33 protein-coding genes and 1 other annotated feature are annotated in these 25,493 nt (G+C 40.5%); all 33 genes read left to right on the forward strand.

Features of this window, described 5'->3' with window-relative positions; translation table 11 throughout:
• The first annotated feature begins 66 nt into the window (after positions 1-66).
• The 33 genes from nusG to rpmD all read left to right on the forward strand — a co-directional run bounded on the left by nusG (position 67) and on the right by rpmD (position 25,468).
• Positions 67-600, forward strand: a complete 534-nt coding sequence (gene nusG, locus ACLBWW_RS26840; RefSeq protein ID WP_000415794.1) for a transcription termination/antitermination protein NusG — start codon at positions 67-69, stop codon at positions 598-600.
• A gap of 167 nt (positions 601-767) precedes the next feature.
• Positions 768-1,193, forward strand: a complete 426-nt coding sequence (gene rplK / locus ACLBWW_RS26845) for a 50S ribosomal protein L11 (protein WP_001085872.1) — start codon at positions 768-770, stop codon at positions 1,191-1,193.
• Positions 1,194-1,369: 176 nt separating this feature from the next.
• Positions 1,370-2,062 (forward strand): 50S ribosomal protein L1, encoded by a 693-nt coding sequence (gene rplA / locus ACLBWW_RS26850; RefSeq protein WP_002096939.1) that lies wholly within the window; start codon positions 1,370-1,372, stop codon positions 2,060-2,062.
• A 49-nt stretch (positions 2,063-2,111) separates the two neighbouring features.
• Positions 2,112-2,256: a sequence feature (ribosomal protein L10 leader region), on the forward strand.
• A gap of 39 nt (positions 2,257-2,295) precedes the next feature.
• Positions 2,296-2,796 (forward strand): 50S ribosomal protein L10, encoded by a 501-nt coding sequence (gene rplJ / locus ACLBWW_RS26855; RefSeq protein WP_000048721.1) that lies wholly within the window; start codon positions 2,296-2,298, stop codon positions 2,794-2,796.
• 67 nt (positions 2,797-2,863) lie between these two features.
• Positions 2,864-3,223 (forward strand): 50S ribosomal protein L7/L12, encoded by a 360-nt coding sequence (rplL, locus tag ACLBWW_RS26860; protein WP_000159737.1) that lies wholly within the window; start codon positions 2,864-2,866, stop codon positions 3,221-3,223.
• Positions 3,224-3,300: 77 nt separating this feature from the next.
• Positions 3,301-3,900 (forward strand): class I SAM-dependent methyltransferase, encoded by a 600-nt coding sequence (locus tag ACLBWW_RS26865; protein ID WP_048543031.1) that lies wholly within the window; start codon positions 3,301-3,303, stop codon positions 3,898-3,900.
• A 291-nt stretch (positions 3,901-4,191) separates the two neighbouring features.
• The gene (gene rpoB, locus ACLBWW_RS26870; RefSeq protein WP_000147550.1) at positions 4,192-7,725 is read left to right on the forward strand and encodes a DNA-directed RNA polymerase subunit beta; all 3,534 of its coding nucleotides are present in this window, start codon (positions 4,192-4,194) and stop codon (positions 7,723-7,725) included.
• Positions 7,726-7,762: 37 nt separating this feature from the next.
• Positions 7,763-11,374 (forward strand): DNA-directed RNA polymerase subunit beta', encoded by a 3,612-nt coding sequence (gene rpoC / locus ACLBWW_RS26875; RefSeq protein ID WP_000567950.1) that lies wholly within the window; start codon positions 7,763-7,765, stop codon positions 11,372-11,374.
• A gap of 113 nt (positions 11,375-11,487) precedes the next feature.
• Positions 11,488-11,736 carry a 50S ribosomal protein L7ae-like protein gene (locus ACLBWW_RS26880; RefSeq protein WP_000121828.1) on the forward strand — a complete coding sequence of 83 codons (249 nt, stop codon included), beginning with the start codon at positions 11,488-11,490 and terminating at the stop codon, positions 11,734-11,736.
• A 114-nt stretch (positions 11,737-11,850) separates the two neighbouring features.
• Positions 11,851-12,273: a 30S ribosomal protein S12 gene (rpsL, locus tag ACLBWW_RS26885; protein WP_001142341.1), complete on the forward strand. Its 423-nt coding sequence runs from the start codon at positions 11,851-11,853 to the stop codon at positions 12,271-12,273.
• A gap of 29 nt (positions 12,274-12,302) precedes the next feature.
• A complete protein-coding gene (rpsG, locus tag ACLBWW_RS26890; protein WP_001137489.1) occupies positions 12,303-12,773 on the forward strand; it encodes a 30S ribosomal protein S7 in 471 nt (156 codons plus the stop codon).
• A 208-nt stretch (positions 12,774-12,981) separates the two neighbouring features.
• A complete protein-coding gene (gene fusA, locus ACLBWW_RS26895; protein WP_000196381.1) occupies positions 12,982-15,060 on the forward strand; it encodes an elongation factor G in 2,079 nt (692 codons plus the stop codon).
• Between the two features lie 117 nt (positions 15,061-15,177).
• Complete coding sequence (gene tuf, locus ACLBWW_RS26900; RefSeq protein ID WP_001029617.1) at positions 15,178-16,365, forward strand: elongation factor Tu; 1,188 nt, start codon at positions 15,178-15,180, stop codon at positions 16,363-16,365.
• 399 nt (positions 16,366-16,764) lie between these two features.
• Positions 16,765-17,073, forward strand: coding sequence for a 30S ribosomal protein S10 (gene rpsJ, locus ACLBWW_RS26905; RefSeq protein WP_001040595.1), 309 nt, complete (start codon positions 16,765-16,767; stop codon positions 17,071-17,073).
• Positions 17,074-17,107: 34 nt separating this feature from the next.
• Positions 17,108-17,740 (forward strand): 50S ribosomal protein L3, encoded by a 633-nt coding sequence (gene rplC / locus ACLBWW_RS26910; RefSeq protein ID WP_000160209.1) that lies wholly within the window; start codon positions 17,108-17,110, stop codon positions 17,738-17,740.
• 25 nt (positions 17,741-17,765) lie between these two features.
• Positions 17,766-18,389 carry a 50S ribosomal protein L4 gene (gene rplD / locus ACLBWW_RS26915; RefSeq protein ID WP_001127258.1) on the forward strand — a complete coding sequence of 208 codons (624 nt, stop codon included), beginning with the start codon at positions 17,766-17,768 and terminating at the stop codon, positions 18,387-18,389.
• Positions 18,389-18,679, forward strand: a complete 291-nt coding sequence (gene rplW, locus ACLBWW_RS26920) for a 50S ribosomal protein L23 (protein WP_001205558.1) — start codon at positions 18,389-18,391, stop codon at positions 18,677-18,679. The genes rplD and rplW overlap by 1 nt, the downstream gene beginning before the upstream one ends.
• Before the next feature lie 28 nt (positions 18,680-18,707).
• Complete coding sequence (gene rplB, locus ACLBWW_RS26925) at positions 18,708-19,538, forward strand: 50S ribosomal protein L2 (protein ID WP_000511583.1); 831 nt, start codon at positions 18,708-18,710, stop codon at positions 19,536-19,538.
• Positions 19,539-19,598: 60 nt separating this feature from the next.
• Positions 19,599-19,877 carry a 30S ribosomal protein S19 gene (gene rpsS / locus ACLBWW_RS26930; RefSeq protein ID WP_000124454.1) on the forward strand — a complete coding sequence of 93 codons (279 nt, stop codon included), beginning with the start codon at positions 19,599-19,601 and terminating at the stop codon, positions 19,875-19,877.
• A gap of 17 nt (positions 19,878-19,894) precedes the next feature.
• On the forward strand, positions 19,895-20,236 hold the full coding sequence (rplV, locus tag ACLBWW_RS26935) for a 50S ribosomal protein L22 (protein ID WP_001148024.1): 342 nt from the start codon (positions 19,895-19,897) through the stop codon (positions 20,234-20,236).
• A 3-nt stretch (positions 20,237-20,239) separates the two neighbouring features.
• A complete protein-coding gene (gene rpsC, locus ACLBWW_RS26940; protein WP_000529958.1) occupies positions 20,240-20,899 on the forward strand; it encodes a 30S ribosomal protein S3 in 660 nt (219 codons plus the stop codon).
• A 1-nt stretch (position 20,900) separates the two neighbouring features.
• Complete coding sequence (gene rplP / locus ACLBWW_RS26945) at positions 20,901-21,335, forward strand: 50S ribosomal protein L16 (protein WP_000928969.1); 435 nt, start codon at positions 20,901-20,903, stop codon at positions 21,333-21,335.
• Positions 21,325-21,525, forward strand: a complete 201-nt coding sequence (gene rpmC / locus ACLBWW_RS26950) for a 50S ribosomal protein L29 (protein WP_000855718.1) — start codon at positions 21,325-21,327, stop codon at positions 21,523-21,525. The genes rplP and rpmC overlap by 11 nt, the downstream gene beginning before the upstream one ends.
• 20 nt (positions 21,526-21,545) lie before the next feature.
• Entirely contained in the window at positions 21,546-21,809 is a 264-nt protein-coding gene (gene rpsQ / locus ACLBWW_RS26955; protein ID WP_000004106.1) for a 30S ribosomal protein S17, read from the forward strand.
• A gap of 43 nt (positions 21,810-21,852) precedes the next feature.
• Positions 21,853-22,221 (forward strand): 50S ribosomal protein L14, encoded by a 369-nt coding sequence (gene rplN / locus ACLBWW_RS26960; protein ID WP_000615912.1) that lies wholly within the window; start codon positions 21,853-21,855, stop codon positions 22,219-22,221.
• A gap of 38 nt (positions 22,222-22,259) precedes the next feature.
• A complete protein-coding gene (rplX, locus tag ACLBWW_RS26965) occupies positions 22,260-22,571 on the forward strand; it encodes a 50S ribosomal protein L24 (RefSeq protein WP_000558201.1) in 312 nt (103 codons plus the stop codon).
• Positions 22,572-22,597: 26 nt separating this feature from the next.
• A complete protein-coding gene (rplE, locus tag ACLBWW_RS26970; protein ID WP_001080829.1) occupies positions 22,598-23,137 on the forward strand; it encodes a 50S ribosomal protein L5 in 540 nt (179 codons plus the stop codon).
• A 33-nt stretch (positions 23,138-23,170) separates the two neighbouring features.
• The gene (gene rpsN, locus ACLBWW_RS26975) at positions 23,171-23,356 is read left to right on the forward strand and encodes a 30S ribosomal protein S14 (protein WP_001085700.1); all 186 of its coding nucleotides are present in this window, start codon (positions 23,171-23,173) and stop codon (positions 23,354-23,356) included.
• A gap of 29 nt (positions 23,357-23,385) precedes the next feature.
• Positions 23,386-23,784: a 30S ribosomal protein S8 gene (gene rpsH, locus ACLBWW_RS26980; protein ID WP_000245511.1), complete on the forward strand. Its 399-nt coding sequence runs from the start codon at positions 23,386-23,388 to the stop codon at positions 23,782-23,784.
• Positions 23,785-23,816: 32 nt separating this feature from the next.
• A complete protein-coding gene (gene rplF, locus ACLBWW_RS26985) occupies positions 23,817-24,356 on the forward strand; it encodes a 50S ribosomal protein L6 (protein ID WP_000086550.1) in 540 nt (179 codons plus the stop codon).
• Positions 24,357-24,387: 31 nt separating this feature from the next.
• Positions 24,388-24,750 carry a 50S ribosomal protein L18 gene (rplR, locus tag ACLBWW_RS26990; RefSeq protein ID WP_000628818.1) on the forward strand — a complete coding sequence of 121 codons (363 nt, stop codon included), beginning with the start codon at positions 24,388-24,390 and terminating at the stop codon, positions 24,748-24,750.
• A gap of 21 nt (positions 24,751-24,771) precedes the next feature.
• A complete protein-coding gene (gene rpsE / locus ACLBWW_RS26995) occupies positions 24,772-25,272 on the forward strand; it encodes a 30S ribosomal protein S5 (RefSeq protein ID WP_000554646.1) in 501 nt (166 codons plus the stop codon).
• Positions 25,273-25,285: 13 nt separating this feature from the next.
• Positions 25,286-25,468, forward strand: coding sequence for a 50S ribosomal protein L30 (gene rpmD, locus ACLBWW_RS27000; protein ID WP_001085232.1), 183 nt, complete (start codon positions 25,286-25,288; stop codon positions 25,466-25,468).
• Positions 25,469-25,493: the final 25 nt, after the last annotated feature.

Here is a 25,493-nt window from a genome sequence, read left to right on the forward strand (position 1 = left end):
GAACGGGTTTTTTCATTTGCGCAAAAAAATGTACGTCAGGGAGGGAAGGACGCTCGTCCTAAATGAATGGAAAAAAGTTGGTATGTTGTCCATACTTATTCTGGATATGAAAATAAAGTAAAAGCAAACCTAGAGAAACGTGTAGAATCAATGGGTATGCAAGATAAAATTTTCCGTGTTGTTGTCCCGGAAGAAGTAGAAGTAGAAATGAAAAACGGTAAAGAAAAATTAATGAAAAGAAAAGTGTTCCCAGGTTATGTATTAGTAGAGTTAATCATGACTGATGACTCTTGGTATGTTGTACGTAACACGCCAGGTGTAACTGGGTTCGTTGGTTCTTCTGGTTCTGGATCTAAACCATCACCTCTATTAGAAGAAGAAGTGGTTACCATTATGAAGCATATGGGAATGGACAACGAAGTGGTTGATTTCGACTTTGAACTTCATGAGACAGTGCGTGTAAATGAGGGGCCATTCGCAGATTATACAGGTGCTATTGAAGAAATTGATGTGGAGAAGAAAAAGGTTAGCGTGCTTGTGGACATGTTTGGTCGCGAGACTCCAGTTGAGCTTGACTTCCATCAAATTGAAAAATTATAAAATGAAACTTGAAATGAATTGTAAAAAGTGATAATATCTTTTAAGTCAGTACGTCTTCGTTATCGGAGACGTTTTTTGAAAGATTTTATCCTTACAGATAAAATATGACGTGGGAGGGCAAATCACTGTCCAATTGACCACATCACGGACTTAAGGAGGTGTGTCTCGTGGCTAAAAAGGTAATTAAAATGGTAAAGCTTCAAATTCCTGCAGGTAAAGCTAACCCAGCTCCACCAGTTGGTCCAGCATTAGGACAAGCAGGTGTTAACATCATGGGCTTCTGTAAAGAGTTTAACGCTCGTACAGCTGATCAAGCTGGTCTTATCATCCCTGTTGAAATTACGGTATTTGAGGACCGTTCATTCACTTTCATTACTAAAACTCCTCCTGCTGCTGTTCTTCTTAAGAAAGTAGCTGGTATTGAGTCTGGTTCTGGTGAACCAAACCGTAATAAAGTGGCAACTGTTAAGCGTGATAAAGTACGCGAAATCGCTGAAACTAAAATGCCTGACCTAAACGCTGCTAGTGTAGAAGCTGCAATGCGTATGGTTGAAGGTACTGCACGCAGTATGGGCATCGTTATCGAAGACTAATTCGATTTGTTTTTAAAAAAGGTTGCGGGTCTGGAATTCCAATTCGCAACCTTTATTATCGTAAATGATTATCGTTTTTAAATAAATGGATGGCGCGCATCCTCAGGTTATACCTGAAAATAAGCGTAAACGTGGGAGGTTATTCCGCTAAAACCACATTCGAGGAGGAAATAAAAATGGCTAAAAGAGGTAAAAAGTACGTAGAAGCTGCAAAGCTTGTTGATCGTGCAACTGCTTACTCTGCAACAGAAGCAGTAGAATTAGTAAAGAAAACAAACACAGCTAAATTTGATGCGACTGTAGAAGTTGCATTCCGTTTAGGTGTTGACCCTAAGAAAGCTGACCAACAAATCCGTGGTGCAGTTGTTCTTCCACACGGTACTGGTAAAGTACAACGTGTATTAGTATTCGCTAAAGGTGAAAAGGCTAAAGAAGCTGAAGCTGCTGGAGCTGACTTCGTAGGCGATGCTGATTACATCGGTAAAATCCAACAAGGTTGGTTCGATTTCGATGTAGTAGTAGCAACTCCTGACATGATGGGTGAAGTTGGTAAACTTGGTCGCGTATTAGGACCTAAAGGTTTAATGCCAAACCCTAAAACTGGAACAGTTACTTTCGATGTAACTAAAGCTGTTAACGAAATCAAAGCTGGTAAAGTTGAATACCGCGTTGATAAAGCTGGTAACATCCACGTTCCAATCGGTAAAGTATCTTTCGAAGATGCTAAATTAGTAGAAAACTTCGGAACAATTGCTGACACTTTACAAAAAGTTAAGCCAGCTGCTGCAAAAGGTACTTACATGAAGAACGTAACAGTTGCTTCTACAATGGGACCTGGCGTACGTGTAGACGTTTCTACATTAGCGTAAAATTTGGAAGTTGACTTCATAAAGAAGTTTTTATATAATCATTTATGTTGTGAATTTAATTAGTGTACCGTAGACAGTAGGTGTCAATAGACTTAATTTCCTACCTAGGTGTTAATATACGAAACGGAATTTTTTTTCTGTGACTATATGCCTCCATGTCTACAAGTTGGGCATGGAGGTTTTTAGTGCACTTTCGGTACATCTTCTATATAATCTACAGGAGGTGTAATAACATGAGCAAAGTAATCGAAACTAAACAACAAGTTGTAACTGAAATCGCGGACAAACTTCGCGAAAGTAAATCTACAATCGTTGTTGACTACCGTGGTTTAACAGTTTCTGAAGTAACAGAATTACGTAAGAACTTACGTGAAGCTGGCGTTGAGTTCAAAGTTTACAAAAACTCTTTAACTCGTCGTGCTGCAGAGTCTGCTGAAATGGCTGAGTTAAACGAATTCTTAACAGGACCAAACGCAATCGCGTTCAGTAACGAGGATGTAGTTGCTCCTGCGAAAGTATTAAACGACTTCGCTACAAAACATGAAGCTTTAGAAATTAAAGCTGGTGTAATCGAAGGTAAACTTGTAACACTTGATGAGGTTAAAGCTATCGCTACTCTTCCATCACGTGAAGGCTTACTTTCTATGCTTCTTAGCGTTCTTCAAGCTCCAATCCGTAACCTTGCACTTGCTACTAAAGCAGTTGCAGAACAAAAGGAAGAGCAAGGCGCTTAATTTTTTAAAAGATAATTACTTGTTATCTATAAAACAATACAAACCTATTTAAGGGAGGATATTTACAATGACTAAAGAACAAATCATTGAAGCAGTTAAATCTATGACTGTATTAGAACTTAACGACTTAGTAAAAGCTATCGAGGAAGAATTCGGCGTAACTGCTGCTGCTCCTGTAGCTGTAGCTGGTGGCGCTGGTGAAGCTGCTGCTGAGAAAACTGAATTTGACGTAGTACTTGCAAGTGCTGGCGCTCAAAAAATCAAAGTTATCAAAGCTGTACGTGAAATCACTGGTCTTGGCTTAAAAGAAGCTAAAGAATTAGTTGACAACACTCCAAAAGCAATCAAAGAAGGCGTTTCTAAAGAGGAAGCTGAAGAAATGAAAGCTAAACTTGAAGAAGTTGGCGCTGCTGTAGAAGTTAAGTAATTAACTTTTGATGCTTTAAAAAAAGCTCGCTCTCATGCGAGCTTTTTTTTTTAACTGTAAAGAAAAGAGGTGGCCATATGGCAGACCATTATTTTTCTAACGACCCTTCTAGTAAAAGTGATCGTAAACGATGGGAATTTACACTTCGTGGATCTCAATTTACTTTCTTATCTGACCGTGGGGTGTTCTCGAAAAACGAAGTGGACTTTGGTTCTCGTCTTTTAATTGAAGCGTTTCAAGTGCCAGATATTAAAGGTGATATATTAGACGTAGGTTGTGGATATGGACCAATTGGTTTATCGTTGGCGAAAGAGTTTCAAGACCGTAAAGTTCACATGGTGGATGTGAATGAAAGGGCGCTTGAGCTTGCGAAAGAAAATGCCGCTAACAATAGAATTGGAAATGTACGCATTTTTCAAAGTAGCGTCTATGAAAATGTAGATGGTATGTATGCTGCTATTCTATCTAATCCTCCAATTCGTGCAGGTAAAGATATCGTGCATGAGATTTTAGAAAAGGCTGTAGAGTATTTAGTTCCAGGTGGAGAGTTGTGGATTGTTATTCAAAAGAAGCAAGGTGCACCATCTGCACTGAAGAAACTAGAGGAAGTATTTTCTGAAGTCGAAGTTGTAGAAAAGAAAAAAGGATATTATATCATAAAATCAAAAAAACGTTGACGGTTATTTTTGGCTATGTTAACATTATACAATGCCAATATATGATTTTCTGCGTTGAGAAAGATGTATATTTTTGTTTCTCTTGGAAAAGATAGTAAAATCAGCAGATTATGAAACAGAATGATGGTTTTCTTATAGAAGCCATTTTTCTTTTTTGAGCAGGTAGAAAGACTCAACGTATTTATCTTTAAGAGAAAAAAACTACGCTAATAGCAGTAGTTGTATTTATTTGTGATTTTGCACAAATTTTTTTGTGCATTTATAATACTCATGATTTGAGGGGTGAAGCAGTTGACAGGTCAACTAGTTCAATACGGACGCCACCGCCAACGAAGAAGTTATGCCCGTATTAGTGAAGTATTAGAGTTACCAAATCTTATCGAAATTCAAACCTCTTCTTATCAGTGGTTTCTTGATGAGGGTTTGCGAGAAATGTTCCAGGACATTTCTCCGATCGAAGACTTTACGGGAAATCTATCGCTTGAATTTATCGACTACAGCTTAGGTGAACCTAAATACTCTGTAGACGAATGCAAAGAGCGTGATGTGACGTATGCAGCACCACTTCGTGTAAAAGTGCGTCTAATCAACAAGGAAACTGGTGAAGTAAAAGAACAAGATGTGTTCATGGGAGATTTCCCACTCATGACAGAGACTGGAACATTCGTAATTAACGGTGCAGAACGTGTTATCGTTTCCCAGTTAGTTCGCTCTCCAAGCGTATACTATAGTGGCAAAGTGGATAAAAACGGAAAACGTGGTTTTACTGCTACTGTAATTCCAAACCGCGGAGCTTGGTTAGAGTATGAGACAGATGCTAAGGATGTTGTATATGTGCGTATTGACCGTACGCGTAAACTTCCTGTAACTGTTTTGTTACGCGCATTAGGGTTTGGCTCTGATCAAGAAATCACCGAGCTTTTAGGTGATAACGAATACTTAAGCAACACATTAGAAAAAGACAACACAGATAGCACAGAAAAAGCATTGCTTGAAATTTATGAGCGTCTACGTCCTGGTGAACCACCAACAGTAGAAAATGCTAAGAGCTTACTTGTGTCTCGTTTCTTCGATCCAAAGCGCTACGATTTAGCAAATGTAGGTCGCTATAAGATCAACAAGAAATTACACATTAAAAACAGATTGTTTAATCAACGTTTAGCTGAAACATTAGTGGATCCAGAAACTGGTGAAATTTTAGCGGCGGAAGGAACAATCTTAGATCGTCGTACACTTGATCGCATTTTACCTTACTTAGAGAAAAACATTGGATTCAAAACAGCGAAACCAATGGGTGGAGTGGTAGAAGGCGATGTTGAGCTGCAATCTATTAAGATTTATGCTCCTGAGTCAGAAGGCGAACGCGTAATTAATGTAATTGGTAATGCAAATATTACTCGTGATGTAAAACACATCACACCAGGTGATATCCTTGCTTCTATCAGTTACTTCTTCAACCTACTATACAAAGTGGGGGATACAGATGATATCGACCATTTAGGAAACCGTCGTCTGCGTTCTGTTGGAGAACTATTACAAAATCAATTCCGTATCGGGCTTTCTCGTATGGAACGTGTTGTTCGTGAGAGAATGTCGATTCAAGATACAAATGCAATTACACCGCAAGCGTTAATTAACATTCGCCCGGTTATTGCATCTATTAAAGAGTTCTTCGGAAGTTCTCAGTTATCTCAGTTCATGGATCAAACAAATCCATTAGCAGAGTTAACTCACAAACGAAGACTATCTGCATTAGGACCCGGTGGTTTAACGCGTGAGCGCGCAGGCTTTGAAGTACGTGACGTTCACTACTCTCACTATGGTCGTATGTGTCCGATTGAAACACCAGAGGGACCAAACATCGGTTTGATTAACTCATTATCATCGTTCGCGAAAGTAAATGAGTTTGGTTTCATTGAAACACCATACCGTCGTGTTGATCCAGAATCTGGTCTTGTAACAGGGCAGGTTGATTACTTAACAGCAGATGAAGAAGATAATTATGTTGTAGCCCAAGCGAATATGAAATTATCTGAAGAAGGAGAATTCCTTAGCGAAGATATCGTAGCTCGTTTCCGTGGTGAAAACATTGTCACAAATAAAGAACGCATCGACTACATGGATGTATCTCCAAAACAAGTAGTTTCGGCAGCGACAGCTTGTATTCCGTTCTTAGAAAACGATGACTCTAACCGCGCACTTATGGGAGCGAACATGCAACGTCAGGCGGTTCCGTTAATGAATCCGGAATCTCCGATTGTAGGTACAGGTATGGAGTACGTATCAGCAAAAGACTCAGGTGCTGCAGTAATCTGTAAACATCCTGGTGTTGTTGAACGCGTAGAAGCACGTGAAGTTTGGGTACGTCGCTATGTAGAAGTTGATGGTCAAACAGTAAAAGGTGACTTAGATCGCTACAAAATGCAAAAATTCATTCGTTCTAACCAAGGAACTTGCTACAACCAACGTCCAATCGTAAGTGTTGGAAATGAAGTTGTAAAAGGCGAGATTCTTGCGGATGGTCCTTCTATGGAATTAGGTGAACTAGCACTTGGACGTAACGTGCTTGTTGGCTTCATGACTTGGGACGGTTATAACTACGAGGATGCGATCATTATGAGTGAGCGCCTTGTAAAAGATGATGTGTACACTTCTATTCATATTGAAGAATATGAGTCAGAAGCTCGTGATACGAAGCTTGGACCAGAAGAAATTACACGTGACATTCCAAACGTTGGGGAAGATGCATTACGCAACCTTGACGAGCGCGGTATCATTCGCGTTGGTGCGGAAGTAAAAGATGGAGATTTACTTGTTGGTAAAGTAACACCTAAAGGTGTAACAGAATTAACAGCTGAAGAACGTCTATTACATGCTATCTTTGGAGAAAAAGCACGTGAAGTACGTGATACATCACTACGTGTACCACACGGTGGTGGCGGTATTATCTTAGACGTAAAAGTATTCAACCGTGAAGATGGCGATGAATTGCCACCAGGCGTGAATCAACTTGTACGTGCATATATCGTTCAAAAACGTAAAATCTCTGAAGGTGACAAGATGGCCGGACGTCACGGTAACAAAGGTGTTATCTCTCGTATTTTACCAGAAGAAGATATGCCTTACTTACCAGACGGTACGCCAATCGATATCATGTTAAACCCATTAGGGGTACCATCTCGTATGAATATCGGTCAGGTATTAGAGCTTCATCTTGGTATGGCAGCAAGATACCTTGGTATTCACATTGCAACACCAGTATTCGATGGTGCTCGTGAGGAAGATGTTTGGGGCACGATTGAAGAAGCTGGTATGGCAAATGACGCGAAAACAATCCTGTATGACGGACGTACTGGTGAACCATTCGATAACCGCGTATCTGTTGGTGTCATGTATATGATCAAACTTGCGCACATGGTTGACGATAAACTTCATGCTCGTTCTACTGGACCATACTCACTTGTAACGCAGCAGCCTCTTGGAGGTAAAGCTCAGTTCGGTGGACAGCGTTTCGGTGAGATGGAGGTTTGGGCACTTGAAGCTTACGGTGCTGCTTATACTCTTCAAGAAATCTTAACAGTGAAGTCTGATGATGTTGTTGGACGTGTTAAGACGTATGAAGCAATTGTTAAAGGCGAAAATGTTCCAGAACCGGGCGTTCCTGAATCATTCAAAGTATTGATTAAAGAGCTGCAAAGTTTAGGTATGGACGTTAAAATGATGTCTAGCGACGATAAAGAAATTGAAATGCGTGATACAGAAGATGACGATGATCATCAATCAGCAGATAAATTGAATGTCGAAGTTGAGACAACTAAAGAATAATTGGGATAACCTGTAGACTAAAAGGGAGGTAGGCCCCTTGATAGATGTAAATAACTTTGAATATATGAAGATTGGACTTGCTTCACCTGACAAGATTCGTTCTTGGTCATACGGTGAAGTTAAGAAACCAGAAACAATTAACTATCGTACGTTAAAGCCTGAAAAAGATGGCTTGTTCTGTGAACGTATTTTCGGACCACAAAAGGACTGGGAATGTCATTGCGGAAAATACAAACGTGTACGTTATAAAGGTGTAGTTTGTGATCGATGTGGCGTTGAAGTAACGCGTGCAAAAGTTCGTCGTGAACGTATGGGTCATATCGAATTAGCTGCTCCTGTATCTCATATTTGGTATTTCAAAGGTATCCCGAGCCGCATGGGACTTGTCTTAGACATGTCCCCTCGCGCGCTTGAAGAAGTAATTTATTTCGCTTCTTATGTTGTAACAGAAAGTGGAGATACACCACTTGATAAGAAGCAATTACTTTCTGAAAAAGAATACCGTGCATATCGTGATAGATATGGTAGCACATTCCAAGCTGCTATGGGTGCGGAAGCGATTAAAAAGCTACTACAAGACATCGATTTAGATAAAGAAGTAGACTTCTTAAAAGAAGAATTAAAAACAGCGCAAGGACAACGCCGTACTCGTGCTATTAAACGTCTAGAAGTATTAGAAGCATTCCGTAACTCTGGAAATCACCCATCTTGGATGATCCTAGATGTTCTTCCAGTTATCCCGCCAGAACTACGCCCAATGGTACAGTTGGATGGTGGACGTTTTGCTACTTCTGACTTAAACGACTTATACCGTCGTGTAATTAACCGTAATAATCGTTTAAAACGTCTATTGGACTTAGGTGCACCAAGCATCATCGTCCAAAACGAAAAACGTATGTTACAAGAAGCTGTAGACGCATTAATCGATAATGGTCGCCGTGGCCGTCCAGTTACTGGACCAGGTAACCGTCCATTAAAATCACTATCTCACATGCTTAAAGGTAAACAAGGACGTTTCCGTCAAAACTTATTAGGTAAACGTGTTGACTACTCTGGCCGTTCTGTAATCGTTGTAGGACCGAACTTAAAGATGTACCAATGTGGATTACCGAAAGAAATGGCGCTTGAATTGTTTAAGCCTTTCGTTATGAAAGAGTTAGTTGGAAAAGGTTTAGCACACAACATTAAGAGTGCTAAACGTAAAATTGAGCGTGTACAACCTGAAGTTTGGGACGTTTTAGAATCTGTGATCAAAGAGCATCCAGTACTTCTAAACCGCGCACCAACACTTCACCGTCTTGGTATCCAGGCGTTTGAACCTACATTAGTAGAAGGTCGCGCAATTCGTCTTCACCCACTTGTATGTACTGCATACAACGCGGACTTTGACGGTGACCAAATGGCAGTTCACGTACCGTTATCATCAGAGGCACAAGCAGAAGCTCGTATTCTTATGTTAGCGGCACAAAACATCTTGAATCCAAAAGACGGAAAACCAGTTGTTACTCCATCTCAGGATATGGTATTAGGTAACTACTACTTAACACTTGAGCGTGAAGGCGCAATCGGTGAAGGTATGGTCTTCAAAGATGCAAACGAAGCAATACTTGCATACCAAAATGGATATGTACATCTGCACACACGTGTTGCAGTTGCTGCAAGTTCGGTAAATAATGTAACGTTTACTGAAGAGCAAAAGAGTAAGCTTCTATTAACAACAGTTGGTAAATTAATATTTAACGAAATCTTACCAGAGTCGTTCCCTTATATTAATGAACCAACAAACTCAAACCTTGAAAAAGAAACACCAGCGGAATATTTCGTTGAAAAAGGTGCGAACATTAAAGAAATTATTGCTAGTCGCGAAGAAGTGGCGCCATTTAGCAAGAAGATCCTTGGTAACATCATTGCGGAAGTATTCAAGCGTTTCCAAATTACGGAAACATCTCGCATGCTTGACCGCATGAAAAACTTAGGATTTAAGTACTCTACAAAAGCTGGTATTACAGTTGGGGTATCTGACATTCTTGTATTAGGCGAAAAAGATGAAATTCTCCATGAAGCACAAGCAAAAGTGGATAATGTAATTAAACAATTCCGTCGCGGTTTAATCACGGAAGAAGAACGTTACGATCGCGTTATCTCTATTTGGAGTAATGCAAAAGATGTTATCCAAGGAAAACTGATGAAATCCTTGAATAAACGCAACCCAATCTTCATGATGAGTGATTCCGGTGCCCGTGGTAACGCATCGAACTTTACTCAGCTTGCTGGTATGCGTGGTCTGATGGCCAATCCATCTGGTCGTATTATCGAACTTCCAATTAAATCAAGTTTCCGTGAAGGTTTAACAGTACTTGAGTACTTCATCTCTACGCATGGTGCGCGTAAAGGTCTTGCCGATACAGCACTTAAAACTGCCGATTCTGGTTACTTAACACGTCGTCTTGTAGACGTTGCACAAGATGTAATTGTCCGTGAAGATGATTGTGGAACAGATCGTGGTCTATTAATTGGTGCGATTAAAGAGGGTAATGAAGTAATTGAGTCATTATATGATCGTCTTGTTGGACGTTTTGCAAGAAAGACTGTAAAACATCCTGAAACAGGTGAAGTATTAGTTAGTGAAAACCAACTAATTACTGAAGATATCGCGCATATCGTTGAAAACTCGGGTGTTGAAACTGTAAACATTCGTTCAGCGTTCACGTGTAACACTCGCCACGGTGTATGTAAGAAGTGTTATGGTCGAAACTTAGCAACTGGTACAGACGTAGAAGTAGGAGAAGCGGTAGGTATTATCGCAGCTCAATCTATCGGTGAGCCAGGTACACAGTTAACGATGCGTACGTTCCATACAGGTGGGGTTGCCGGAGATGATATCACTCAAGGTTTACCTCGTATCCAAGAGATCTTCGAAGCTCGTAACCCGAAAGGTCAGGCAGTTATCAGTGAAATCGATGGTGTTATCGCAGCGATTAACGATGTTAAAGATCGCCAAGAAGTAGTTGTACAGGGTGAAGTTGAAGCTCGTACGTATGCTATTCCTTACGGTGCACGTCTGAAAGTAACTCTAGGACAGCCAATTAGCCACGGTAAAGAGTTAACAGAAGGTTCTATTGATCCGAAAGAATTACTAAAAGTAACGGACATTACGGCGGTTCAAGAATACTTACTACGTGAAGTTCAAAAAGTATACCGTATGCAAGGGGTAGAAATTGGTGACAAACACGTAGAAGTAATGGTACGTCAAATGTTACGTAAAGTTCGTGTAAGTGATGCGGGTGAAACAGATGTATTACCAGGAACACTACTAGATATCCATCAGTTTACTGATGCGAATGCGAAGGTGTTACTGAAAGGTAAACAACCAGCAACGGCTAGACCTGTTCTACTTGGTATTACAAAAGCTTCACTTGAAACTGATTCATTCTTATCTGCAGCATCGTTCCAAGAAACGACACGTGTCTTAACTGATGCAGCGATTAAGGGTAAACGCGATGAGCTTCTAGGATTGAAAGAAAATGTTATTATCGGTAAACTTGTTCCTGCTGGAACAGGTATGAATCGTTATCGCAAAGTGGATCTTGTAAAAACAACACAAGGTGACATGAATGTAGAAAACGATGAAGTTTATGTGGAACAGTAAAATTTTCCGTCGTAAATTTTGTATAAAAACAGTTAATCCTAGTTGACATTGTATGAGTCAAAATGTTACTATAATCAAGGTTGCTCCTGAACGATGCTTTGGAGGATATTTATATGTCTTATCAAAAAGTGTCAAATGCCGAAAATGTAGTCGTTGGTCATAAACGCACATTGGAGGCAATCAAAAATGGTATAGTTAAAGAAGTTGTTATTGCGGAAGATGCTGATATGCGGTTAACCCATATGATCATTCGTACCGCCTTGCAACATAACATACCCATAACCAAAGTTGAATCAGTTCGTAAGCTTGGAAAAGTTTCGGGGATTCAAGTGGGAGCTTCAGCAATAGGAATAATAAGTTAAAACTGTTTTTGTGAGGAGAGAGCATTTGCTCTTCCTTGCAAAAACTTTGTTTTCAACTAATAATGAACCACCTGGATATGTGGTCATACAAACATGCGAAGGGAGGATAATCAAATGCCTACTATTAACCAATTAGTGAGAAATGGTCGTACTGATAAAGTATGGAAATCTAAATCACCTGCGTTAAACAAAGGGTTCAACTCTTTAAAGAAAAAATCAACTGATATCTCTGCACCTCAAAAACGTGGTGTATGTACTCGTGTTGGTACAATGACTCCAAAGAAACCTAACTCAGCGTTACGTAAATACGCTCGTGTACGTTTAACAAACGGTATCGAGGTTACAGCTTACATCCCAGGTATCGGTCATAACCTACAAGAGCATAGCGTAGTATTAATTCGCGGTGGTCGAGTAAAGGATTTACCAGGGGTACGTTACCACATCGTTCGTGGTGCGCTTGATACAGCTGGTGTTGACAAACGTATGCAAGGACGTTCTAAATATGGTACTAAGCGACCAAAACCTGCTAAAAAATAATAAACTTATAATGAAAGGAGGAACTCAATATGCCTCGTAAAGGACCTGTTGCGAAACGTGACGTGTTACCAGATCCAATGTACAAGTCTAAGCTAGTAACACGCCTTATCAACAAAATGATGGTTGACGGTAAAAAAGGTAAATCTCAAACAATTCTTTATAACGCTTTCGATATCGTTCGTGAACGTTCAGATAAAGACCCTATGGAAGTATTCGAGCAAGCTCTTAAGAACATCATGCCTGTTCTTGAAGTACGTGCTCGTCGTGTTGGTGGTGCTAACTACCAAGTTCCAGTTGAGGTTCGTCCAGAACGCCGTACAACTTTAGGTCTTCGCTGGTTAGTAAACTATGCTCGTCTTCGTGGTGAAAAAACTATGGAAGAGCGTCTAGCTTACGAAATCTTAGATGCAGCTAACAATGCTGGTGCATCTGTTAAGAAACGTGAAGACACTCATAAAATGGCAGAAGCTAACAAAGCATTTGCTCATTACCGTTGGTAGGATTCAACGTAAAATAAATGTAAGCATAAACCGCTTTATTTGTCGCTTATGGAAGTGTGGAGAGGGAGAATGCCTCTCCCTTTCGTTGGGCGCTCGTTTTACATAATGAGGGTACTGGACATACTGACATGTGTAACAATATAAAGTGGCTTTTTTGCTACTTAAAATAAAAAAATCCAATCCATATATGGAAGGAGCAAGACACCAAATGACAAGAGAGTTCTCTTTAGAAAACACTCGTAATATTGGTATCATGGCTCACATCGATGCTGGTAAAACAACAGCAACTGAGCGTATTCTGTATTATACAGGACGTATTCATAAAATCGGTGAAACTCATGAAGGTGCATCTCAGATGGACTGGATGGAGCAAGAGCAAGAGCGTGGTATCACAATTACTTCTGCTGCAACTACAGCTCAATGGAAAGGTCACCGTGTAAACATCATTGACACTCCAGGACACGTAGACTTCACAGTAGAAGTAGAACGTTCTTTACGCGTACTTGATGGTGCGGTAGCAGTACTTGATGCACAATCTGGTGTAGAACCACAAACAGAAACTGTTTGGCGTCAGGCTACTACTTACGGTGTACCTCGTATCGTATTCGTTAACAAAATGGATAAGATTGGTGCGGATTTCTTATACTCTGTAGGAACAATCCACGATCGTTTACAAGCAAACGCACACCCAATTCAGTTACCAATCGGTGCTGAAGATGAGTTCAATGGTATCATTGACCTTGTTGAAGAATGTGCTTACATGTACGGTAACGATTTAGGAACAGACATCGAGCGTGTTGAAATTCCTGAAGAGCATAAAGAATTAGCTGCAGAATACCGTGGAAAACTTATTGAAGCGGTAGCTGAGCTTGATGAAGAAATGATGATGAAGTACCTAGAAGGTGAAGAAATCACTGTAGAAGAGCTTAAAGCTGGTATCCGTAAGGCTACAACTTCTGTAGAATTCTTCCCAGTAATCTGTGGTTCTGCATTCAAAAATAAAGGTGTTCAAATTCTGTTAGACGCAGTTATCGACTACCTACCATCTCCATTAGACGTACCAGCTATTAAAGGTACTCTTCCGGATACAGATGAAGAAATCGAACGTAAGTCTAGCGATGAAGAACCATTCGCAGCTTTAGCATTCAAAATCATGACTGACCCTTATGTTGGTAAGTTAACGTTCTTCCGTGTGTATTCTGGTGTGTTAAACTCTGGATCATACGTGAAAAACTCAACTAAAGGTAAGCGTGAGCGTGTAGGTCGTATCCTACAAATGCACGCTAACAGCCGTGAAGAGATTTCAACAGTTTACGCTGGTGATATCGCTGCTGCTGTAGGTTTAAAAGATACTACTACAGGTGATACTCTTTGTGATGAGAAGAGTCTTGTTATCCTTGAGTCTATGGAATTCCCAGAGCCAGTTATCTCTGTAGCTATCGAACCAAAATCTAAAGCTGACCAAGATAAAATGGGTACAGCATTATCTAAGCTTTCTGAAGAAGATCCAACATTCCGTGCTCACACTGACCAAGAAACTGGCCAAACAATCATCGCTGGTATGGGTGAACTTCACCTTGATATCATCGTTGACCGTATGCGCCGTGAATTCAAAGTGGAAGCAAACGTTGGTGCTCCTCAGGTAGCATACCGTGAGACTTTCCGCGCTGCTGCGAAAGTTGAAGGTAAGTTCGCTCGTCAATCTGGTGGTCGTGGACAATTCGGTCACGTTTGGATTGAGTTTGAACCTAATGAAGAAGGTAAAGGTTTTGAATTCCAAAACAAAATCGTCGGCGGTGTAGTTCCACGTGAATACATCCCAGCTGTTGGAGCGGGTCTTGAAGACTCACTTAAAAATGGTGTACTAGCTGGTTATCCACTAGTTGACATCAAAGCTGCGTTAGTTGACGGATCTTACCATGATGTCGATTCATCTGAGATGGCGTTCAAAATCGCTGCATCTATGGCACTTAAAGCTGCGGTTTCTAAATGTAGCCCAGTAATTCTTGAGCCAATGATGAAAGTTGAAGTTGTAATTCCTGAAGAGTACATGGGTGACATTATGGGCGACGTAACATCTCGTCGTGGACGTGTAGAAGGTATGGAAGCTCGCGGTAACGCACAAGTTGTTCGCGCTATGGTTCCACTTTCTGAAATGTTCGGTTATGCAACGGCATTACGTTCTAACACTCAAGGACGCGGAACATTCTCAATGACATTTGATCATTATGAAGAAGTACCGAAGTCTGTTTCTGAAGAAATTATTAAAAAAAATAAAGGTGAATAATTGATTTTTATCGATTGTTCAAGTATAACTACTTATGTAAGCTTAGAAAGTGGGACGTAAGTTTCACTTTCTAGTCTAAATATAAAATAACCTATATAAACTAAGGAGGAATTTAGAATGGCTAAAGCTAAATTCGAACGTTCTAAACCCCATGTTAACATCGGTACAATCGGCCACGTTGACCATGGTAAAACTACATTAACTGCTGCGATCACTACAGTTCTTGCAAAAGCTGGTGGTGCTGAAGCACGCGGATACGATCAAATCGACGCTGCTCCAGAAGAAAGAGAGCGCGGAATCACAATCTCAACTGCACACGTTGAGTACGAAACTGAAACTCGTCACTATGCACACGTTGACTGCCCAGGTCACGCTGACTATGTTAAAAACATGATCACTGGTGCTGCTCAAATGGACGGCGGTATCTTAGTAGTATCTGCTGCTGATGGCCCAATGCCTCAAACACGTGAGCACATCCTTCTTTCTCGTCAAGTAGGTGTTCCTTACATCGTTGTATTCTTAAACAAATGCGACATGGTAGACGACGAAGAATTATTAGAATTAGTAGAAATGGAAGTTCGCGACCTATTATCTGAATACGGATTCCCAGGCGACGATATTCCTGTAATCAAAGGTTCTGCTCTTAAAGCTCTTCAAGGAGAAGCTGATTGGGAAGCAAAAATCATTGAATTAATGACTGAAGTTGATGCTTACATCCCAACTCCAGAACGTGAAACTGACAAACCATTCTTAATGCCTATCGAGGATGTATTCTCTATCACAGGTCGTGGTACAGTTGCAACTGGTCGTGTAGAGCGCGGAATCGTTAAAGTTGGTGACGTAGTAGAAATCATCGGTCTTGCTGAAGAAAATGCTTCTACAACTGTAACTGGTGTAGAGATGTTCCGTAAACTTCTTGACCAAGCTCAAGCTGGAGACAACATCGGTGCTTTACTTCGTGGGGTTGCTCGTGAAGACATCCAACGTGGACAAGTTCTTGCTAAAACTGGCTCTGTAAAAGCTCACGCTAAATTCAAAGCTGAAGTTTTCGTATTATCTAAAGAAGAAGGTGGACGTCACACTCCATTCTTCGCTAACTACCGTCCTCAGTTCTACTTCCGTACAACTGACGTAACTGGTATCATCCAATTACCAGAAGGTACTGAAATGGTAATGCCTGGTGACAACATCGAAATGACTATCGAACTTATCGCTCCAATCGCTATCGAAGAGGGAACTAAATTCTCTATTCGTGAAGGTGGACGTACAGTAGGTTACGGTGTAGTTGCTACTATCGTTGAGTAATCTTAACTGATATAAAAAAACCAAGGGATTTTCCCTTGGTTTTTTTGTTTGTATTTATATAATGAATGAAATGATTTTTTTATATTTTGACGAGTTTCTTCTATAGTAATACAAAATCAATAAAACCAAAATCCAGAAACTGTAAAATGGATTCTATGAGATGAAAACTTGAAATTCTTTAAAGTGCCATGTATAATAGCAAAAGTAGAGAAAAGCAGATGCAAACAAAAAGATGCTTGCATCTAGACGAATAACATTGTATAATAGACAATGTTGGTCTTTGACTGCGATGAAGTGGAAGGTTGCTGACACACCCGGCCGCTTTGCCATGGCATGGTGTGGGGAAATTTCCATGGAGAAGGTCTATTTTAGAAATAGGCGAACGAAGGAGGGAAAATAATGGCAAAAGAAAAAATTCGTATCCGTTTAAAAGCTTATGATCACCGTATTCTTGATCAATCAGCTGAGAAAATTGTAGAAACAGCTAAGCGTTCTGGGGCAACAGTTTCTGGTCCGATCCCATTACCAACTGAGAAGACTATTTACACAATTCTTCGTGCTGTTCATAAGTACAAAGATTCTCGTGAGCAATTCGAAATGCGCACACACAAACGTTTAATCGATATCGTGAGTCCTACTCCACAAACAGTAGATTCATTAATGCGTTTAGACTTACCGTCTGGTGTAGATATCGAAATCAAACTATAATTCATATAACTTAAAAATGTAGGAGGTGTAACTCATGACCAAAGGAATCTTAGGAAGAAAGATCGGTATGACTCAAGTATTTGCTGAGAACGGTGAGTTAATCCCAGTAACAGTTATCGCTGCTAATCCAAACGTTGTTCTTCAAAAGAAAACAACTGAAACTGATGGCTACAATGCAATCCAGTTAGGATTTGAAGATAAACGTGAAAAGTTAACTAACAAACCTGAACAAGGCCACACTGCTAAAGCATCTACAACTCCTAAGCGCTTCATTCGCGAAATCCGCGATGCAGACGTGGACGGATTAGAGGTTGGTCAAGAGGTAAAAGTTGAAGTTTTCGCTGCAGGTGAAATCGTTGACGTAACAGGAATTTCTAAAGGTAAAGGTTTCCAAGGTGTTATCAAACGCCACGGACAATCTCGCGGACCTATGTCTCATGGTTCTCGCTATCACCGTCGTCCAGGTTCAATGGGCCCAGTTGCTCCGAACCGTGTATTCAAAGGCAAAAAACTTGCTGGACGTATGGGTGGAGACCAAGTTACTATCCAAAACTTAGAAATCGTTCAAGTTGACACTGAGCGCAACTTATTACTAGTAAAAGGTAACGTTCCAGGTGCTAAGAAATCTCTTGTAGTTGTTCAAGGCGCTGTGAAGGTTAGCAAATAATTCACAATAGGAAGGAGGAATTCCAATGCCAAAAGTTACTGTATATAACCAAACTGGTTCACAGGTTGGTGAAATCGAATTAGCTGAAGCTATTTTCGGTATCGAACCAAATGAAGCTGTACTTTTCGAAGCTGTAATGATGCAACGTGCATCTTTACGTCAAGGTACACACAAAGTAAAAACTCGTTCTGAAGTTCGTGGTGGTGGTCGTAAACCATGGCGTCAAAAAGGAACTGGACGTGCTCGTCAAGGGTCTATCCGCTCTCCTCAATGGCGTGGTGGTGGTACGGTATTCGGACCTACACCAAGAAGCTATGCGTACAAACTTCCTAAGAAGGTTCGTCGTTTAGCAATCAAATCTGCATTAGCTACTAAAGTAGTTGAGAACAACATTGTAGTTCTTGAAGACCTAGTGTTAAATGCACCAAAAACAAAAGACATGCTAGCAGTACTTAAAGGATTAACTGTTGAGAAGAAAGCTCTTATCGTAACTGCTGATGCAAACGAATCTGTAGAGTTATCTGCTCGCAATATCCCTGGAGTAACAGTAATCACTGCTGATGGCGTAAACGTTTTAGACGTGCTTCATCATGATAAGCTAATCATGACAAAAGCGGCAGTGGAAAAAGTAGAGGAGGTGCTTGCATAATGAGAGATCCTCGTGATATCATTAAGCGCCCAGTTATCACTGAACGTTCTATGGAAATGATGGCTGAAAAAAAATACACGTTCGATGTGGACGTTAAATCTAATAAAACAGAAGTTAAAGATGCTCTTGAAGCGATCTTTGGTGTTAAAGTAGAAAAAGTGAACATCATGAACTACAAGCCGAAAGCAAAACGCGTTGGTCGTCACGCTGGTTTTACTAGCCGTCGTCGTAAAGCAATCGTTAAGCTAACTGCTGACAGCAAAGAAATCGAAATCTTCCAAGGTGTTTAATTCTTACTAAAGAAGGAGGGAAATTGAGATGGGAATTAAAAAGTATAATCCAACTACTAACGGTCGTCGTAATATGACTACGAATGATTTCGCTGAAATCACGACTGACAGACCAGAAAAGTCATTACTTGCTCCTTTAAGCAAGAAGGCTGGTCGTAATAACCAAGGTAAAATTACTGTACGTCATCAAGGTGGCGGACATAAGCGTCAATACCGTATCATCGACTTTAAGCGTAACAAAGATGGAATTCCAGGACGCGTTGCTACGATCGAATACGATCCAAACCGCTCTGCGAATATCGCATTAATTAACTACGTTGACGGTGAAAAACGTTACATTCTTGCTCCTAAATCTTTAGAAGTAGGTATGGAAGTTATGTCTGGCCCAGAAGCTGACATCAAAATCGGTAACGCATTACCATTAATCAACATTCCAGTAGGTACTGTTGTTCATAATATCGAGCTTAAGCCTGGTCGTGGCGGACAATTAGTTCGTTCTGCTGGTACTTCTGCTCAAGTACTTGGTAAAGAAGGTAAATACGTACTTGTACGTTTAACTTCTGGTGAAGTACGTCTTGTATTATCTGCTTGTCGCGCTTCAATCGGTCAAGTAGGTAACGAACAGCACGAACTTATCAAAATCGGTAAAGCAGGTCGCTCTCGCTGGTTAGGTAAACGCCCAACAGTTCGTGGTTCTGTAATGAACCCGGTTGATCACCCACACGGTGGTGGTGAAGGACGTTCTCCAATCGGACGTAAGTCTCCAATGTCTCCATGGGGTAAACCAACTCTTGGATTCAAGACTCGTAAGAAAAACAAAGCGTCTGACAAATTCATCGTTCGTCGTCGTAAAAAATAATGGGATTGTAGTACGGTTCATTTCTAGAACCGTACGCCAATCACGAAGGGAGGCACCAAAATGGCTCGTAGCTTAAAAAAAGGACCATTTGTCGATGATCACTTAATGAGCAAAATGGAAAAATTAGTTGCATCTGAGCAAAAACAAGTTGTTAAAACTTGGTCTCGCCGTTCAACAATCTTCCCTCAGTTCATCGGACACACAATCGCTGTATATGATGGTCGTAAACACGTACCTGTGTACATCACTGAGGATATGGTTGGCCATAAGTTAGGTGAATTCGCACCAACTCGTACGTATAAAGGTCACCTTGCTGACGATAAGAAAACTAGAAGATAATGAGAGGAGGCACTTCAATGCAAGCTAAAGCAGTAGCGAGAACAGTTCGTATTGCTCCTCGTAAAGTTCGTTTAGTAGTAGACTTAATCCGAGGTAAGCAAGTGGGTGAAGCGATTGCTATCCTTAACCACACACCAAAAACTGCTTCTCCAGTTGTAGAGAAAGTTTTAAAATCTGCAATCGCAAATGCAGAGCACAATTATGAGATGGATATTAACAACCTAGTTGTTGAAAAAGTTTTCGTTGACGAAGGTCCAACGTTGAAACGTTTCCGTCCACGTGCAATGGGTCGTGCAAGCCAAATTAACAAACGCACAAGCCACATTACAGTTGTGGTATCAGAAAAGAAGGAGGGATAATCGATGGGTCAAAAGGTTAATCCAATTGGTCTTCGTGTCGGCGTTATCCGTGACTGGGAATCTCGTTGGTTCGCAGAGAAAGATTATGCTACATTACTACATGAAGACATCAAAATCCGTGAGTACATTACTGTACGCTTAAAAGATTCTGCTGTTGCTAAAGTAGAAATCGAACGTGCAGCAAATCGTGTAAATGTTACAATTCACACTGCAAAACCTGGTATGGTAATTGGTAAAGGTGGTACTGAAGTTGAAGCACTTCGTAAAGCTCTTAACCAATTAACAGGCAAGCGTGTACACATCAACATTTTAGAAGTTAAGAGAGCTGATCTTAACGCTAAATTAGTAGGCGAAAACATCGCTCGTCAATTAGAAAACCGTGTATCATTCCGTCGTGCACAAAAGCAAGTTATTCAACGTGCTATGCGTGCAGGTGCTAAAGGTATTAAAACACAGGTTTCTGGTCGTCTTGGCGGAGCTGATATCGCTCGTGCAGAATCTTACAGTGAAGGAACTGTTCCACTTCATACACTTCGCGCTGATATTGACTATGCAGCAGTTGAAGCTGATACAACATACGGTAAATTAGGCGTAAAAGTATGGATCTACCGTGGAGAAGTCCTTCCTACAAAAAAGAAAGCTTCTGAGGAAGGAGGAAAATAATATGTTAATGCCAAAACGCGTAAAATATCGTAGAGAGCATCGTGGTAAAATGCGTGGTCGTGCAAAAGGTGGAACTGAAATTGCTTTCGGTGAATTCGGTTTACAAGCACAAGCTGCTTCATGGATTACAAACCGTCAAATCGAAGCTGCTCGTCGTGCAATGACTCGTTACATGAAACGTGGCGGTAAAGTATGGATTAAAATTTTCCCTTCTAAACCTTACACTGCAAAACCTCTAGAAGTACGTATGGGTTCCGGTAAAGGGGCACCAGAAGGCTGGGTAGCAGTAGTAAAACCTGGGAAAATTATGTTCGAAATCGCGGGTGTATCTGAAGAGGTAGCACGCGAAGCATTACGTCTTGCAGCTCACAAGTTACCTGTGAAATGTAAATTCGTAAAACGTGAAGAAAATGGTGGTGAATCTAATGAAAACTAATGATATTCGTGAATTAACCACTGCCGAAATCGAAACAAAAGTTAAAGCTTTAAAGGAAGAATTGTTCAATCTTCGCTTCCAACTTGCTACAGGACAATTAGAGAATCCAACTCGCATTCGTGAAGTGCGTAAAGCAATTGCTCGTATGAAAACTGTAGTTCGTGAAAGAGAGATCGGAATTAATCGATAAATTGAGGGGAGGTTTGCATAGTGAGCGAACGTAACCAACGCAAAGTTTATACTGGTCGTGTTGTGTCTGACAAAATGGACAAAACGATTACAGTTTTAGTTGAAACTTACAAAACTCATTCCTTGTACGGAAAACGTGTTAAGTATTCTAAGAAGTACAAAGCCCATGATGAGCAAAACCAAGCGAAACTTGGCGATATCGTTAAAATCATGGAAACTCGCCCGCTTTCTGCTACTAAGCGTTTCCGTTTAGTTGAAATCGTTGAAGAAGCGGTTATTATCTAAATAGACGAATCGGAATTTTTAGTCCGAAGGGAGGTTTCATAACATGATCCAACAAGAATCTCGTTTGAAAGTTGCTGACAACTCTGGTGCACGTGAACTTTTAACAATTAAAGTATTAGGCGGCTCTGGTCGTAAATATGCTAACATTGGTGACATTATCGTTGCTACGGTAAAACAAGCAACACCAGGTGGCGTTGTTAAAAAAGGTGACGTTGTTAAAGCAGTAGTGGTACGTACGAAGAGCGGAGCTCGTCGTCCGGACGGTTCTTATATCAAATTTGATGAAAACGCAGCGGTTATCATCAAAGACGATAAGAGCCCACGTGGTACTCGTATCTTCGGACCAGTAGCTCGTGAATTACGTGATAGCAACTTCATGAAGATCGTTTCTTTAGCTCCAGAAGTTCTATAATTTAAGGTATTGCCTTGCTAAGGAGGTGCAGAATTAAGATGCATGTAAAAAAAGGTGATAAAGTACAGGTAATCACTGGAAAAGACAAAGGAAAACAAGGCGTTATCCTTGTGGCTTTCCCAAAGCAAAACCGTGTTATCGTTGAGGGTGTTAACATCGTTAAAAAACACTCTAAGCCATCTCAATTAAATCCACAAGGTGGAATTATTACTAAAGAAGCACCTATTCACGTTTCTAACGTTATGGTTTTAGATCCGAAAACAGGTGAACCTACTCGCGTAGGCTTCAAAGTAGAAGATGGTAAAAAAGTTCGTATTGCAAAAAAATCTGGTGAATTATTAGATAAATAATTTTCTTAAGAAAGGAGGTCACTTCATTGAATCGCCTTAAAGAGAAGTTCCAAAAGGAAATTACTCCTGCTCTAGTGAGCAAGTTTAACTATAAATCTGTGATGGAAGTACCGAAAATCGAAAAGATCGTAATCAACACTGGTGTTGGTGACGCGGTATCTAACTCAAAAGCTTTAGACAATGCAGTAGAAGAATTAACACAAATCGCAGGTCAAAAACCTGTTGTAACTCGTGCTAAAAAATCAATCGCTGGTTTCCGTCTTCGTGAAGGTATGCCAATCGGTGCGAAAGTAACTTTACGCGGCGAGCAAATGTATGAGTTCTTCGACAAATTAGTATCAGTTTCTTTACCACGTGTACGTGATTTCCGTGGTGTTTCTAAGAAATCATTCGATGGTCGTGGGAACTACACATTAGGTGTTAAAGAGCAACTTATCTTCCCTGAGATTGATTATGATAAAGTAAGCAAAGTCCGCGGTATGGACATCGTAATCGTTACTACAGCGAAAACTGATGAAGAAGCTCGTGAACTTTTAACACAATTCGGTATGCCATTCCAAAAATAATGGAAACCAACGCTAAGTAGAGGAGGCGAAAACGTGGCTAAAAAATCTATGATAGCGAAACAAAAGCGTACTCCTAAGTTTAAAGTACAAGAGTATACACGTTGCGAACGCTGCGGTCGTCCGCATTCTGTATACCGCAAATTTAAGCTTTGCCGTATTTGTTTCCGTGAACTTGCATATAAAGGTCAAATTCCTGGTGTTAAAAAAGCTAGTTGGTAAAACCCACAAATGGGAAGGAGGTAAAACACATGGTGATGACAGATCCAATTGCAGACATGCTTACTCGCATCCGTAATGCGAACATGGTACGTCATGAGAAATTAGAGGTTCCTGCTTCTAAAATCAAAAAAGAGATCGCTGAACTTTTAAAACGTGAAGGTTTCATTCGTGATGTAGAATACATCGAGGATAACAAACAAGGTATCCTTCGTATTTTCCTGAAATATGGTGCAAACAATGAACGTGTAATCACTGGATTAAAACGTATCAGTAAACCTGGCTTACGCGTTTACGCTAAAGCTGATGAAGTACCACGTGTACTTAACGGATTAGGTATCGCTCTTGTTTCTACATCTAAGGGAGTAATGACAGACAAAGACGCTCGTCAATTACAAACTGGTGGAGAAGTAGTAGCATACGTTTGGTAATATATATTTAAAACGAACGGAGGTGTGACCACATGTCTCGTATTGGTAAAAAGATTCTTGAAATCCCTGCAGGTGTTACTATTACAATTGCAGAAGACAATACTGTAGCAGTAAAAGGCCCTAAAGGTGAATTAACTCGTAAATTCAATGCTGATATGTCTATCAAAATTGAAGAAAATACACTAACAGTTGAGCGTCCATCTGAACAGAAGGAACACCGTGCATTACACGGTACAACTCGTGCTTTAATCGGAAACATGGTTGAAGGTGTAACTACAGGTTTCGCACGCGGACTTGAATTAGTCGGTGTTGGTTACCGTGCTCAAAAACAAGGAGATAAACTTGTATTAAGCGTAGGTTATTCTCATCCAGTAGAAATGACTCCGGAAGCAGGTCTTGAAGTTGAAGTACCTGTACCAACTAAAATCGTAATCAAAGGTATCGACAAGCAACGTGTTGGCGAATTTGCTGCTAACATCCGTGCTGTACGTGCTCCTGAGCCTTATAAAGGTAAAGGTATTCGTTACGAAGGCGAAGTTGTTCGTCGTAAAGAAGGTAAAACTGCTAAGTAAACCCGTTAGGTGAGAGAAAGGAGTGACAAGAATGATCACTAAAGCTGATAAAAATGCGACTCGTAAGAAAAGACATGCACGTGTACGTGCTAAACTTACTGGTACTGCAGAACGTCCACGTTTAAACGTGTTCCGTTCTAACCAACATATTTACGCTCAAGTTATTGATGATGTAAATGGTGTAACGTTAGTAAGTGCATCTACTCTTGATAAAGACCTTGCTCTTAACGGTACTAGCAATACTGAAGCTGCTACGAAAGTAGGAGAATCAGTTGCTAAGCGTGCTGTAGAGAAAGGCGTTAAAGAAGTAGTATTCGATCGCGGTGGTTACTTATACCATGGCCGTGTTAAAGCTCTAGCTGAGGCTGCTCGTGAGGCTGGATTACAATTTTAATGGTCAAAGGAGGGAAAATTGATGCATCGCATTGACCCAAGTAAATTAGAACTTGAAGAACGTGTAGTTACGATAAATCGTGTCGCGAAAGTTGTTAAGGGTGGTCGTCGTTTCCGCTTTGCTGCACTAGTTGTAGTTGGCGATAAAAACGGTCATGTTGGATTCGGTACTGGTAAAGCACAAGAGGTACCAGACGCAATCCGCAAAGCTATCGAAGACGCTAAGAAAAACTTAATCGCTGTACCATTAGTTGGTACAACAATTCCACACACAATCAACGGTCATTTTGGAGCTGGTGAAGTATTCTTAAAACCTGCTGCTGAAGGTACTGGTGTTATTGCTGGTGGACCTGTTCGTGCGGTACTTGAATTAGCTGGTGTACAAGATATTCTTTCGAAATCTCTTGGTTCTAACACACCAATCAACATGATTCGCGCTACTGTGAACGGATTAAGCGAACTTAAGCGTGCTGAAGATGTTGCAAAATTACGCGGTAAATCTGTAGAAGAGCTACTAGGTTAAGGAGGGAAAACAAATGGCGAAAAAGTTAGAAATTACCCTCACTCGTAGTGTAATTGGTCGTCCACAAGATCAACGTGCGACGGTAGAAGCTTTAGGTCTTAAAAAGTTGAATTCAACTGTAGTTAAGGAAGAAACTCCTGCTATTCTTGGTATGATCAACAAAGTTTCTCACCTTATAACTGTAACAGAAGCTTAAGGATAACTCATTAATATAAGGAGGT

This window comes from Bacillus sp. M5A3_1b (genome assembly GCF_053345335.1).

Coding starts and splice junctions, on each gene's coding strand:
- rpsL (WP_001142341.1), top strand. CDS start 11,851: ATGCCTACTATTAACCAATTAGTGAGAAATGGTCGTACTGATAAAGTA.
- ACLBWW_RS26880 (WP_000121828.1), top strand. CDS start 11,488: ATGTCTTATCAAAAAGTGTCAAATGCCGAAAATGTAGTCGTTGGTCAT.
- rpmC (WP_000855718.1), top strand. CDS start 21,325: ATGAAAACTAATGATATTCGTGAATTAACCACTGCCGAAATCGAAACA.
- rplV (WP_001148024.1), top strand. CDS start 19,895: ATGCAAGCTAAAGCAGTAGCGAGAACAGTTCGTATTGCTCCTCGTAAA.
- rplA (WP_002096939.1), top strand. CDS start 1,370: ATGGCTAAAAGAGGTAAAAAGTACGTAGAAGCTGCAAAGCTTGTTGAT.
- rplR (WP_000628818.1), top strand. CDS start 24,388: ATGATCACTAAAGCTGATAAAAATGCGACTCGTAAGAAAAGACATGCA.
- rplC (WP_000160209.1), top strand. CDS start 17,108: ATGACCAAAGGAATCTTAGGAAGAAAGATCGGTATGACTCAAGTATTT.
- rpsG (WP_001137489.1), top strand. CDS start 12,303: ATGCCTCGTAAAGGACCTGTTGCGAAACGTGACGTGTTACCAGATCCA.
- ACLBWW_RS26865 (WP_048543031.1), top strand. CDS start 3,301: ATGGCAGACCATTATTTTTCTAACGACCCTTCTAGTAAAAGTGATCGT.
- rpsE (WP_000554646.1), top strand. CDS start 24,772: ATGCATCGCATTGACCCAAGTAAATTAGAACTTGAAGAACGTGTAGTT.
- tuf (WP_001029617.1), top strand. CDS start 15,178: ATGGCTAAAGCTAAATTCGAACGTTCTAAACCCCATGTTAACATCGGT.
- rplL (WP_000159737.1), top strand. CDS start 2,864: ATGACTAAAGAACAAATCATTGAAGCAGTTAAATCTATGACTGTATTA.
- rplP (WP_000928969.1), top strand. CDS start 20,901: ATGTTAATGCCAAAACGCGTAAAATATCGTAGAGAGCATCGTGGTAAA.
- nusG (WP_000415794.1), top strand. CDS start 67: ATGGAAAAAAGTTGGTATGTTGTCCATACTTATTCTGGATATGAAAAT.
- rpsJ (WP_001040595.1), top strand. CDS start 16,765: ATGGCAAAAGAAAAAATTCGTATCCGTTTAAAAGCTTATGATCACCGT.
- fusA (WP_000196381.1), top strand. CDS start 12,982: ATGACAAGAGAGTTCTCTTTAGAAAACACTCGTAATATTGGTATCATG.
- rpsC (WP_000529958.1), top strand. CDS start 20,240: ATGGGTCAAAAGGTTAATCCAATTGGTCTTCGTGTCGGCGTTATCCGT.
- rplF (WP_000086550.1), top strand. CDS start 23,817: ATGTCTCGTATTGGTAAAAAGATTCTTGAAATCCCTGCAGGTGTTACT.
- rplX (WP_000558201.1), top strand. CDS start 22,260: ATGCATGTAAAAAAAGGTGATAAAGTACAGGTAATCACTGGAAAAGAC.
- rpsH (WP_000245511.1), top strand. CDS start 23,386: ATGGTGATGACAGATCCAATTGCAGACATGCTTACTCGCATCCGTAAT.
- rplD (WP_001127258.1), top strand. CDS start 17,766: ATGCCAAAAGTTACTGTATATAACCAAACTGGTTCACAGGTTGGTGAA.
- rpsS (WP_000124454.1), top strand. CDS start 19,599: ATGGCTCGTAGCTTAAAAAAAGGACCATTTGTCGATGATCACTTAATG.
- rplB (WP_000511583.1), top strand. CDS start 18,708: ATGGGAATTAAAAAGTATAATCCAACTACTAACGGTCGTCGTAATATG.
- rplW (WP_001205558.1), top strand. CDS start 18,389: ATGAGAGATCCTCGTGATATCATTAAGCGCCCAGTTATCACTGAACGT.
- rpmD (WP_001085232.1), top strand. CDS start 25,286: ATGGCGAAAAAGTTAGAAATTACCCTCACTCGTAGTGTAATTGGTCGT.
- rplJ (WP_000048721.1), top strand. CDS start 2,296: ATGAGCAAAGTAATCGAAACTAAACAACAAGTTGTAACTGAAATCGCG.
- rplN (WP_000615912.1), top strand. CDS start 21,853: ATGATCCAACAAGAATCTCGTTTGAAAGTTGCTGACAACTCTGGTGCA.